Origin of the sequence: Algivirga pacifica, from assembly GCF_039543525.1 — a bacterium.
Taxonomy (GTDB): domain Bacteria; phylum Bacteroidota; class Bacteroidia; order Cytophagales; family Flammeovirgaceae; genus Algivirga; species Algivirga pacifica.
Window position 1 is genome coordinate 24,768 of sequence record NZ_BAABJX010000004.1, and the last position, 12,824, is coordinate 37,591.

Annotated in this window: 8 protein-coding genes; 3 read left to right on the forward strand and 5 right to left on the reverse strand. The window is 41.1% G+C overall.

Translation table 11 applies throughout. The features are described from left to right. The first annotated feature begins 159 nt into the window (after positions 1 to 159). The gene (locus tag ABD985_RS00760) at positions 160 to 1,368 is read left to right on the forward strand and encodes an NAD(P)-dependent oxidoreductase (RefSeq protein WP_345368500.1); all 1,209 of its coding nucleotides are present in this window, start codon (positions 160 to 162) and stop codon (positions 1,366 to 1,368) included. Positions 1,369 to 1,525: 157 nt separating this feature from the next. Here the strand turns inward: ABD985_RS00760 and ABD985_RS00765 are convergent, their stop codons facing one another. Further along, entirely contained in the window at positions 1,526 to 1,957 is a 432-nt protein-coding gene (locus tag ABD985_RS00765) for a hypothetical protein (protein WP_345368501.1), read from the reverse strand. A 190-nt stretch (positions 1,958 to 2,147) separates the two neighbouring features. Here ABD985_RS00765 and ABD985_RS00770 point away from each other — a divergent pair, with 190 nt between their 5' ends. Further along, complete coding sequence (locus tag ABD985_RS00770; RefSeq protein WP_345368502.1) at positions 2,148 to 3,371, forward strand: YncE family protein; 1,224 nt, start codon at positions 2,148 to 2,150, stop codon at positions 3,369 to 3,371. A 136-nt stretch (positions 3,372 to 3,507) separates the two neighbouring features. On the opposite strand, the gene lon is transcribed toward ABD985_RS00770, so the two are convergent. After that, positions 3,508 to 5,961 carry an endopeptidase La gene (gene lon, locus ABD985_RS00775; protein WP_345368548.1) on the reverse strand — a complete coding sequence of 818 codons (2,454 nt, stop codon included), beginning with the start codon at positions 5,959 to 5,961 and terminating at the stop codon, positions 3,508 to 3,510. Between the two features lie 445 nt (positions 5,962 to 6,406). Here lon and ABD985_RS00780 point away from each other — a divergent pair, with 445 nt between their 5' ends. Beyond that, positions 6,407 to 8,521, forward strand: a complete 2,115-nt coding sequence (locus ABD985_RS00780) for an OmpA family protein (protein WP_345368503.1) — start codon at positions 6,407 to 6,409, stop codon at positions 8,519 to 8,521. Between the two features lie 298 nt (positions 8,522 to 8,819). Here the strand turns inward: ABD985_RS00780 and ABD985_RS00785 are convergent, their stop codons facing one another. From ABD985_RS00785 to ABD985_RS00795, 3 genes are all read right to left on the reverse strand, one after another. After that, positions 8,820 to 9,371: a DNA-3-methyladenine glycosylase I gene (locus tag ABD985_RS00785; protein ID WP_345368504.1), complete on the reverse strand. Its 552-nt coding sequence runs from the start codon at positions 9,369 to 9,371 to the stop codon at positions 8,820 to 8,822. Between the two features lie 282 nt (positions 9,372 to 9,653). After that, a complete protein-coding gene (locus tag ABD985_RS00790) occupies positions 9,654 to 11,078 on the reverse strand; it encodes an alanine/glycine:cation symporter family protein (protein WP_345368505.1) in 1,425 nt (474 codons plus the stop codon). Between the two features lie 66 nt (positions 11,079 to 11,144). Continuing rightward, positions 11,145 to 12,818 (reverse strand): ABC1 kinase family protein, encoded by a 1,674-nt coding sequence (locus tag ABD985_RS00795; RefSeq protein ID WP_345368506.1) that lies wholly within the window; start codon positions 12,816 to 12,818, stop codon positions 11,145 to 11,147. Positions 12,819 to 12,824 lie beyond the last annotated feature (6 nt).

The following is a 12,824-nucleotide window of genomic DNA, read 5'->3' on the forward strand; positions in this document are numbered from 1 at the left end:
TGTTCATAATGTTTAGTTGTTTATTCTAAAGGCGTAAGAAACTAAGCATTATGAATGGGCAAAACTCCATTAAACAATTTTGAGTTGACGTTAGTAAAACAACTAAACATCATGAACGAGCGAAGCACAATTAAACAACATCAACAAAACTAAATAAAAATGAAAATAGGTATCATTAGAGAAGGCAAGATGCCTCCAGACAAACGTGTTCCCTTTACACCGGAACAATGTAAAACCATAAAAGAACAATACCCTTCTATTGAATTGGTGATACAACCTAGCCCTATACGCTGTTTTCCTGACCAAGCTTATAGTAATGCTGGAATTTCTCTACAGGAAGACTTATCAGACTGCGATGTGTTATTCGGAGTAAAGGAGGTTCCTTTGGATGATTTAATTCCAGAAAAGCATTATTTCTTTTTCTCCCATACCCATAAGTTTCAACCTTATAATCGTCCCTTGATTCAAGCGATTATACAAAAAGAGATTCAGCTTACCGATTACGAGTGCCTGACCTACCCTAATGGCAATAGAGTGCTAGGCTTTGGCCGTTTTGCTGGCTTGGTAGGAGCTTATAATGGTTTGTTAACCTATGGGAAACGAGAAGGACTATACACTCTTAAACCTGCAAACTTATGCGATGATTTAAGGGAATTAAATAAAGAACTGCATAAGGTAAAGCTTCCTCCTATCAAGATTGTTTTGACAGGTAGTGGTCGAGTAGCTAAAGGTGCCAACGAAATTCTAGAAGCACTCTCTATTAAAAGGGTAAATGCTGATCGATTCTTGTCAGAAACTTTTGAGGAGCCCGTGTATACGTGGATTGATGCCGATGAGTACGTAGAGCATAAAGAGGGAAAACCTTTTGACTTTAAGCACTTCTACGCCCATGGAGAAGAGTATCAGTCAAACTTCAAGCGTTTCACTAAAGTAACCGATCTCTTTATCGCAGGACACTTCTGGGATAACCGTTCTCCTGTATTCTTCACAGAGGAAGATGTCAAATCAGCAGAGTTCAAGATCAAAACAATTGCCGATATTAGCTGTGATATTGCCTGTGCCATTCCTTCAACGGTAAGGCCTTCCACCATTGCCAATCCGGTATATGACTATAATCCTCAAACAGGAGAAGAAGCTACGGCCTATTCAAGTAAAGACCACATTACGGTCATGGCGGTAGACAACTTACCTTGCGAACTTCCCAAGGATGCCTCAGAAGATTTCGGACAACATTTGCTAGACCATATCTTGCCACTGTTACTAGTGGAAGATCCAGACCAAATTCTTCACAAGGCCACGATTACTAAAAAAGGTCAATTAAATGAGCCTTTCCAGTATATGCAGGATTTTGTAGAGGGTAAGGCGTAAATTGGGGTTATCGGTTATCGGTTATCGGTTATCGGTTATCGGTTATCGGTTATCGGTTATCGGTTATCGGTTAAGAAACTTATTTTAACCATAAACGATAAGCAATAACCGATAAACCTTTTTAAAGCAATAACCATGGCATGGCGGCCGCAAACCTTCACTCTTCATTCTTAAGTTTGTCTTTCAGCGCCTGTAAGCGAAGGGCTGCTTTAATTTTTTGGACTTCAGACATAATCTCCTTTAACGGAAGAAATAAAGCATTCAATTCTTCTAAATACTGCTTACCTTCCTCCAAGGCTTTTTCATTATCTTCCTCTTGTTTTGCTTTTTGTTTCATGCGTTCCAGCATGGCTTGGGTAGTCTCCCCTTCCTGATAAGGAGAAAATACGGGTAAATTATTTCCCCACTGTTCGACTTTCTTCCAACAGTTTATTTCACTTTGCTTTAAGTGATTTAATCTGTCGGTCAGTTTTTCTTGAAGTTCTGGATGCTCCATGAAGGTTTCCATCCACTCATCCATAACCTCTGCATATTGTTCCAAAAACAACTCCCTTGTCTTTTGAATTTCAATTATTAGTGCTTGTACCATACCATTTCAGTACGTAAAAACGTTAACATGGTTTAGTCAAAGCTCCCTATATATAAAAATAAGGCTAGCTTATCTTTGATTTATCCATATATGACTATTGATTTATAAATCTTCCCCTTCTATCTTTAACATTAACTGAATATGCTACAAGCGTACTAAAAACAATACCTTTAAACCTGTTAGCAATAACATGCCACACAAAATCATAAAGCGGTTGATTTTCTTTCTCACAGTCTTTGATCTGATAATGATTCTATTATTGGCCAATGGTATTGATGCCTCCTTTTTTCAAAAAAGGAGTAAAATCTCATCCAATGCACTTTTAGCTTCTGCTGAAAATCACAGTACTAGTTTTTCTCCTTATACCCACGCCAAAGTACAATTAACCCGTCAACAATTAATGAATGCCCAGGGAAGAGGAATTAAATCTGTTTTACTTTCTCCAGATAAAAGTAAAATCTACAGCCTCAACTTGGAAGGACTCAGTGTGTATGAATATGACCGTAAAAGTCGTAAACTAAACCGGGAGCTCCGCTTCAAGCCCACACAAGGAAAAGGGTATAACTACCAAACTCGTCAGTGGTACAGCTCCATGCAGGAAAAGCCTGTAGAAGGATGTTTTAGTCACGACGGAAAATACCTTTGGGTATCCCTACACAATGCCGGAGGAATCGTAGCATGGAACCTCCACATGGTTGAAAAGCAAATTAAACAACCTATCAAGGAGGGGTATGTCGTCTACAGCGATCAAACTCGACAACTGACCCAATTAAAATTTATTGAAACCGGCACCACGCCAAAATATATCAGCCTTGCCCCGGAAGGCGATCGGCTATTCGTTTCCAACTGGCACAGCAATACCATTAGTGTGATTGATATATCCTCCGATGACCCCAACGACTGGAAAAAAATCAAAGACCTAAAAACGAAAGCTGTTCCAAGGGGTATTGTCGCCTCACCTTCTGCCAAGAAGCTATTTAGTACCAATATGGCCAGTAATAGTATTATGGTCAGGGATATGGAAACTTATGCTGTAGACACTATCCTAACAGGCTACCGACAACCCCGACATTTACTAGAAGATGAATATTATCTGTACGCAACCTTAAGTAGTGCAGAGAAGCTCATCAAGATCAATAAAGAAAGCCTAGAACTATCCGCCTCTTGTCAAACTGCGGACGACCCTAGAACCATTGCTTTCTCAGAGGATAAAAGTTTAATTTTCTGTACTTGTTATGGAGACAATAAACTTGAAATCTATCGTGCTTACGATCTGGAAAAAGTGGGAGAAGTGAAATCCTATGGAGGTCCTGTGGGTGTAGCCACTTATCAGGAGGACAATCATGTAGAGGTATGGGTATGTAATTACAAATATGCCAGTATTAGCATCTTTGATTTTGATATTGTGTATTGATAAAGCTACACAGCACTTCAGTATGGAAGGATGAAGGATGAAGGATGAAGGATGAAGGATGAAGGAATTTAAAACCTTTTTAATAATTAATCCTTCATCCTTTCTCCTTTCTCTATATGTAATCTTAAGTTCTATTTTACTTCAACTCCAAAGACATCGGGTCCTTTACCTTCTGTTTCGTCAGAGCGATATCTAATACTTCGGCTACCATATCTACAAAGTGGATCTTGATTCCCTTCGTATATTGCTCATCAATCATCTCTACGTCTGGACGGTTACGTTCTGAGAAGATCACTTCCTTAATCCCTGCTCTTCTGGCAGCCAGAAATTTTTCTTTGATCCCTCCTACTGGCAATACTTTCCCTCTTAGGGTGATCTCACCAGTCATCGCCAAGTTCGCTTTCACTTTTCGCTGCGTATAGATAGATGCAATGGAAGTCAACATGGTGATACCTGCTGATGGTCCATCCTTAGGTACTGCACCTGCCGGTACGTGCAAATGCAAATCGTACTGCTCAAAGAGACGGTGATCAATACCCAACTTATCGGCATTGGCTTTCAAGTACGATAATGCAGTAGTTGCCGATTCTTTCATGACATCTCCAAGTTGTCCAGAAAGGGTTAATCTTCCTTTCCCTCTACTCAAACTTGACTCAATAAAGAGAATCTCTCCTCCTACCGAGGTCCATGCCAACCCTGTCACTACCCCTGCCGTTTCATTGTCCTGGTATACCTCTTTTTGGATAGAAGGAGTTTTCAGTAAACGCTCAATTTCTTTTGGCGTCATCTTCTTCTGATACTCCTCCTCCATGGCTACTGACTTGGCTACCTTACGGATGACTGTCCCTATGGTACGCTCCAGGCTACGGACACCCGACTCACGAGTATATCCTTCAATCAGCGCTCTAATCGATTTATTATCGAAAGAGATATCCTTAGCGGTCAAACCATGTAGTTTTCTTTGCTTAGGAATCAGGTGCTTCTTCGCAATTTCAATTTTCTCCTCTACAGAGTACCCCGTCACCTCAATCATCTCCATACGGTCCAATAAGGCTGGCTGTATGGTACTGATGTTATTGGCTGTTGCAATAAACAAGACGTTAGACAAATCATAATCTACCTCCAGGTAGTTGTCTGCGAAGGCACTGTTTTGCTCCGGATCCAATACCTCCAACAAAGCAGAAGAAGGATCTCCACGGAAGTCTGCGCTTACCTTATCGATCTCATCCAATACGAATACTGGATTAGAAGAATTCACCTTTTTAAGGTTCTGCAGTACTTTACCCGGCATAGCACCTACGTAAGTCTTGCGGTGTCCACGAATCTCCGACTCATCTTTTACACCACCTAAAGCCATACGTACATATTTTCTACCTAATGCCTTGGCAATGGACTTCCCTAAAGAGGTTTTACCTACCCCCGGAGGGCCGTATAAGCAAAGGATAGGACCTTTCATATCTTTCGTTAGCTTCAATACCGCCAAGTACTCGATAATTCTGTCCTTAACATGATCTAGTCCATAATGGTCGTTATCCAATATCTTTTGTGCCTGCTTTAGGTCAAACTTATCCTCTGTTGCCTCGTACCAAGGCAAGTCCAACAAGAACTCACAGTAAGACAATGCAATTGGATATTCTGCCGCTGCAGGATTCAGTCTTTTCAGCTTTTGAAGCTCCTTATCGAAATGCTCCGCAGCTGTTTCCGGCCAATCCTTTTTGGCAGCTCTCTTCTCCAGCTCCAAAGCATCGCGTTCAGGTCCTTCTACACCCAGCTCATCTTGCAAAACACGCATTTGCTGGCGAAGGAAGTAATCTCTTTGTTGTTGGTCGATGTCCTGATTTACCTTACTGGCAATCTCATTTTTAAGCTCCAGCATCTGAATTTCACGGAACATGTACTCCAATAAAGTCGTAACCTTTTCCCTTCCATTCTTAATTTCCAATAGCTTTTGCTTCACTTTCACTTCCACGTTCAAGTTGGAAGAAAGGAAGTTCACCAAGAAGCCAAGGCTATCAATATTGTCTAATGCAATACGTGCATCATCAGGAATATCTTTATTCAGTTCCAGGATTCTATAGGCCGCTTCTTTCAAGGAAGCCACCAATGCTTCTGACTCTTCATCCGTTGAGAAGGCGAAGTCATCATTAATCACAGAAGCCTTTACTACCATATATGGGTCTTCCGTAACTACCTCATCAATAGCAAACTTTCGTTTTCCTTGAATAATAATCGTTGTATTGCCGTCTGGTAGTTTTATCGTCTTAATGATTCTAGCAATTGTTCCGACCTTATATAGGTCTTTCACAGCCGGATCTTCTTTCTTGCTGCTTCTTTGAGCAACCACGCCTATTACTTTTGAAGAATCATAAGCCTCCTGCACCAATTTGACAGATTTCTCCCTTCCTACGGTAATTGGAATGACTACCCCTGGAAATAGAACTGCATTGCGCAATGGCAAAACAGGTAATTCGGTATGTTCCATTTCATCAAAAGCACTATCATCCTCATCTGCAGGAACGACTGAGATCAATTGCCCTTCAGTTTCCATTTCCGAAAATTCACTCATCATATCGTTAATATTATCCCTCATTAATAATCCATTCAAAACTGTATAAGGTTTAGTTGCTAGTCGTTGTTGCTATTGGTATAAGTTAAAATAGCACAGCAGCATGATACAGTTATATAATCAGTAAAGTTAATCAATAGGTTTGCCAATTTGAAGCAATCCCAATGTTTCATCCTATTACGGTATGTAAAAAACACCCTAAAAAGCCTCTTAAACCCTTATTTTATTCTAGTAATCAATATATTACCTCCCTAATCACTCAAAAACAATATTAATTCTATAAAAACACAAAACCTGACAAGGTGTCTGTTTAACAAAAAAAACCTGACAAGGTTTCATTAATCCAACAAAAAATGTCAGTAATAAAAGACATATTTTTGAGCTCTGACTGCCAAATCAGAGAATAACCACTAAATTTGTACTATACTTTTTTCTTGAAGAAGGCACTATCCCTGATGATATGAATCTTATGCGAACAACTTTCTGCTGGCTCCTTTGTATTAGTCTATCCATTATAAGTCACGCACAAGAACAAAATAACCTCCACGCACAAAACTTTTCTCCTGACTCTCTCAGTAAAGTGTTAGGCACTCCCTCTATTGTCTTTTCGAATATCAATAAGATCGCTTACTACAAAAACCATAAGGAACTTCAGCAGATTGAGCTATATGAAAATACCAAGCAATGGAATAAGTACTATCCTGCCTTATATCAATACGTCAGTAATTTTGGAATAGACAACTTCCTCAATCAAGGCGTTGCTGGCAAAACCCCAAAGTATGATATTGCCAACCAGAAAAAAGTAAATGAAGCCTTATCACGTTTGTATGATACCTCCCAGTTAAGTGACTTTGAAAAAGATTATTTCCTACTGGGAGATATGTCCCTTTTATGGAGACTGGCACGTACAGCGCACTACAATGGCGATAAGCAATTGGCAAAAGAAGTCTATCGATTAATCTTAAAACATTTCAGGGGAAATATAGAAGAAGCACTTTCCCGATATAACAACCTGATTCTATATGAACGTCCTCTTTATGCTGATTTGGAAGACTATTATCGATTAATTGAAAAAAGACTATTGGTCGACACCTTGATGTCTTCCAGAAAAGTACTGACAAAAATGGGCAGTAGTATCAATACATCAGCCGATGATTACGGGGTCTCCATAGGTGGAAAGAATGATCAGTATTTGATTTATACTTCTTTGAAAGCCCAAGAAGCCATTACACCTTCTATGGAAATGAGCGATGCTCCACTACCCAAACCTGTAGAAAATCTATACATTTCAGAGAAAGACCCTCAAGGAGAATGGATGGATGCCGCTCCACTGGACTCCATCAACTCTGAATATAATGAAGGGTCTTCATTTATAAGCAAAGACGGTCGTTCACTGTATTTTGTCCGCTGCCACGCACCAGAAGGAAAAGGAGATTGCGATATTTATGTCTCCAAGAAACAAAGAGATGGAAGTTGGGGAAAACCCAAGAACTTAGGTTCAGAAGTCAACAGTCCCTTATGGGACTCTCATCCAGCGCTTAATGCAACCGAAGACACGCTATTTTTCAGTTCATCTCGACCAGGAGGTTTCGGAGGTACTGATCTATGGTATTCTATTAAAGATCGGAAAGGGAAATGGAGTAAAGCCCAAAACCTTGGTCCATTGATCAATACCATGAAAAATGAGGTGAGCCCTTATCAGCACTCGGCCTATGATGTGCTCTATTTTAGTTCCGATGGACACCTTTTTAACTTTGGAGGATTCGATATTTTCAAAGTATACCGTCAGGAGGAACAATACCTTGAACCTAAAAATATTGGCCCTCTAGTTAACGGTAAAGGAGATGAATTTTACTTCGCCATAGATGCAGAGTCCAAGCTTCTTTACTTCGCCAAGTCTGACAACCCCGGCAAACCCAATATGGACATCTATTCTTTCCCGCTACCTATGGGCGCTAAACCCAACAGTACGGTACGCTTTTCAGGAAGAGTGGTAGAACCTACAACCGGGAAGGTATTTGAAGGGACGGTCACCGTTATTGACCTTCATGAAGGAGTTGAAGTAGCTCCCAAGAAGATTCGGGAAGATGGCTCTTTTGATTTCGAACTGATTGATCAAAGACAGTATCTTCTTATTGTAGAGGGAGACAATTTCTTCAAGATTGAAGAGCTTTTTTATATGGATGGGCCAATGGAAAAAGAATTAGAGGCCGTAGATACCAATAGAACAATCACCTTCAAGTCCATTGACTTTGAATCCAATAGTGCGGATCTCAAACCCGATATGGAAAACAACTTGCACCTTATCATTGAGTTCCTTCAGGCTAATCCACACTATCACCTGAAAGTAATTGGCCACACGGATTCTGATGGCAGCAGCTTCAACAACATGAGACTATCAGAGCAAAGAGCCTATGCTATCAGGGATTACCTACTAGCCTATGGCAACTTCTCTTCTGAGCGTGTGCTCGCAGAAGGAAAAGGGGATACGGAACCTATTATTGCTAACCCTCAAACCCCGGAAGATAAGCGAATTAACCGCAGGGTGGAGTTTAAGTTGTTTACGCTAGACTCTAAGCAGTGAGCAGTGAGCAATTGATGCTTTGTATATAATTGCTGATGTAGTGGGGTTAATTTTTAATGATTAATTTTCAGTTTTTAATTATTGGATTCTCTCTAAATACTAGTCCTAGCGTCCTCGCTAGGACTTTAAACATTATTTGAGCGTCCACGCTCAAGCACCATTCAATAAAACAGACACATCACTGCAAGCCTCTTGTACGGCCGCGCCAATGGCGCGGCCGTACAAGAGGCGGATGGCTATGGACTACCCTAATTTCACCACTCCATCTCAGTAGTTTTCCTTGTTCATTGAACACTGTTCACTGCTCACTGATAAAAGCCGGTTGATGCGCCAACACTTCCTGATAGATAGGACAATCCGGATGGTGTGCTCCCGGTAAATACCCCGTACTCATCAGAAACTCATTGGTAATTTCTCCACCTGTAAATTTGAAGGTCTTCTTGAACAACTTAACCCACTCCTCTTTTGTCTTGGGATGATGTGTATCTAGCCAAGCTTTAAAAGATCCATATTCTTGCTGAAGCTCCTGGATTCTCTGGGCATTATGGATGGCAGCGTTGACTTTAAGTTTATTTCGAATAATCCCTGCATCAGTAAGTAATCGTTCCCTGTCTTCTTCGGTAAAGTTGGCTACCTTTTCAATATCAAAATCGGCATAGGCTTTACGAAAATTCTCTTCTTTTTTTAGGATGAGATCCCAGGATAACCCTGCCTGATTAATTTCTAATATCAATCGCCCAAACAGTTCATTATCATCATCAATTGGGAAGCCGTATGCTGTATCGTGGTATTTGCGATGTAGATCTTCTGGACCTTTTGTAGAAACGAAGAGACAGTAAGTGTTTTCCATTGTTTAGTTTTTGATGTTGTATTCATGTGCATACAGGGCGATGCCTTGTGCAAGGGCGACCACATGGGATCGTCCCCAATGCTGTCAATTTAAGAAAAGGTAGACACTAGTCTTAGCCTCCAGGCTAAGACTTAAACATAGTGGGAGCGTCCTCGCTCCCGTTTTTAAGGCCTTGAGCGAGGACGCTCAAGTTATGATTTTAGTCGTAGCGAGGACGCTACGACCAGTTCTTAGTTCAAATTGACAGCACTGGAGTCGCCCCTACCTTTTACCTTTTACCTTTTATCTTTTACCTTTTATCTCATCCCCCCATTCTTCTTTCCAGGTTTCTGCTCCCTTCATCACTCCTATATGTTTAGGGTTGAATACAGGGTCAATTCCTTTCTTCTTTTGCTCCATATAATCCCTGAAAGCGTAAGCTACAATAGGCGATAATTTCAAGATGGCATATATATTGGTCATGGCCATTAATGCCATAAACAGGTCAGCCAGATTCCATACCAATTCTACCTTGGCTAAGGCTCCAAACACGACCATGCCCAATACCATTGCCCGGTAAATATAACGGTAAAGTTTCTTTTTGCTGATAAATTCTATATTCGATTCTCCATAGTAGTAGTTCCCTACTACCGAGCTAAAGGCAAAAAGCATGACACTAACAGCCAAAAATACATTTCCCCACTCTCCCACTTGAGAAGAGAGTGCTGATTGTGTCAAGGCGATTCCTTCTTTCCCTTCTCCATTCAAATGTTCTCCAGAAATTAAAATCAAAAATGCTGAGGCAGAACAAATTAATAGGGTATCCGTAAATACGCCCAAGGTTTGAATTAATCCTTGTTTTACGGGGTGCGATACGTTAGCTGTCGCTGCTGCATTGGGTGCCGAACCCATCCCTGCCTCATTAGAGAACAGTCCCCGTTTGATCCCATTCATCAAGGCTGCCCCAATAGCTCCTCCTGCGGCTTGCTGAAAGCCAAAGGCTCCTCCTATAATCTCGGCAATTACAGATGGTATTTTTGTAAAGTTTAAGACGAGTACATAGGATACGACCAGAATATAAGCCACGGCCATAATCGGTACAATGACCTCAGAAATCACGGCAATGCGACTTACTCCTCCAAAAATCACTAATCCAGTTACTACCGCCAAAGACACTCCTACCCATAATGGGTCAAACTGAAATGCCTCTGCCATAGCCCCCGCGATCGTATTGGATTGTACCGCATTAAACACAAACCCAAAACAGATTGTAATCAAAACGGAAAACACGACGCCCAACCCTCTATTCCCCAAGGCCTTTTCCATATAATAGGCGGGACCTCCGACAAACGCATCGGCATTCGGTGCTTTTTCCTTATAAATCTGGGCTAAGGTACTTTCCACAAAGGCTGATGCTGAACCTATCAAGGCAATAAGCCACATCCAGAATACTGCTCCTGGTCCCCCCATAATCACGGCAATAGCGACTCCAGCCATATTACCAGTTCCCACTCTGGAGGCTGTACTGATACAAAATGCTTGAAATGAAGATACACCATGCTTATGCCCAGAGCCCTCCAATAATAACTTGAACATATCTGGGACCATCCGAAACTGCACGAGTTTGTTACGGTAGGTAAAGAATACACCGGCACATAAAAGAAGAATAATAAGGATGTATGAAGCGATGCCATTAAGGCTATTGACAAGGTTTTCTAGTAATTCCATGGGTTATTTAAGTTGAGTGGTAATATTTTGTATAGAATCTAAACAAAATATGGTATTTATCTCAACCTAATCATTCTTTCTGAAATTCTTCAATATAGACAATAGGATTACCAATAAAATTGAGATAACATACCCCACCATACTGACATAGGGAATCCCCCAGGTATTACGGGCCAGATATTGGCTATCTGATGCTGTAACAATAGAAGATCCTAAAAATACAGCAAGCAAAATCAACGTGACATTCAACCTGGATACCACCTGATCAATGGTTGTTGTCAATTGCTCTAGCCCTTCTATATGATGGTTAAAAAATAACTTTCCTGTTCTGGCTTTCTTTAGGATAAAACGAAGCTCTAACGGAAGGTTATACAGTAGGGAAGAAAATTGTAAGAAAGAATAATAAAGATCAGAAGATATGTTTTTGGTTGTAAACTGCTCTCTTAGAAGCTTTGCCCCATAAGGCCTGATCACTGGAATGATCTCAAAGTCACTATATAGTTTACGTCCAATTCCATCTAGTATCGTTAATGCCCTGAGAATCAAGAACACTACCCCTGCCACTGACAATCGATGCCTATAAATCACTTTTTGAAGTCGGGAAACTATATCTCCAATTTCCGTATCATCCCCTCCGTAAACGATAAAATCATCCACCAGCTCGCTGAGATCGCTTTCCAGCTCACGGGCATTCTCTACTTCTCCATCATGGGATAACTTTCGTAAGTACACAGATACCCCCTTGGCATCTCCATTGGAAAGGCTCACCATAAAATTGGCAAAAGCATACCGCTGGTAACGGCTCATCTTGCCTATCATACCAAAATCCAATAGAATGATTTTCCCATCAGGGCGCACCAAGATATTTCCCGGATGTGGATCGGCATGAAAATATCCCATCTCAAAAATCTGTTTGAGATAGATTTGTAATCCATGCTTCACGACATGCTTAGGCTCCAACCCCCACTCCAACAGGCGCTCTTTATCTGTGATCTTACAACCACTGACAAACTCCATCGTCAGGATTTTACGGGTGGATAGTTCTTTATAGGCCTTGGGAACGTAAAGGTGAGGATCTTTCTCGTATGCTTTCTTGAAGTTGATCAGGTTACGGATTTCAATACGGTAGTCCAGCTCCTCATTCATACTCTTCTCAAAAGCCTGAACTACCTCTATAGGATTAAGAATTCCATTATTCTTGAAGAAATTCTCCATTAAGCGAATAATATCCATCAACAGCGCAAGATCGGTACGCATCTGTTTATCTGCCTCGGGGCGCTGTACCTTAATCACTACATCCTCTCCACTCAACAGCCTGGCACGGTGTACCTGCCCGATAGAAGCTGACCCCAGCGGCACCTCATCAAAATAAACGAACAACTCATCGATAGATCTTCCTGTTTCTGTCTCTACAATATGACGAGCCAGGTCCACATCTATCGGAGGAACGCTATCCTGTAATTTCTCAAACTCCCTGATCAGTCCTTTGGGCAAAAGGTCAGGACGGTTACTCAACAACTGGGCAAACTTAATGAAGGTAGGGCCTAACTCCTCGATGACCATACGCACACGTTCCCAGCGAGAATAAGCCGTGATTGGCCTATTCCTTCTTGTCCATCCTTCTTTCACAAAACGGTTGAGCTTGGTATTAGTCACCACATCCTCAAAACCGTATTCCAAAAGAATCACAATTACTTGCTGTATACGTTGTATGTTTCGTACAGTCCTATCAAAAAACATTTGTTT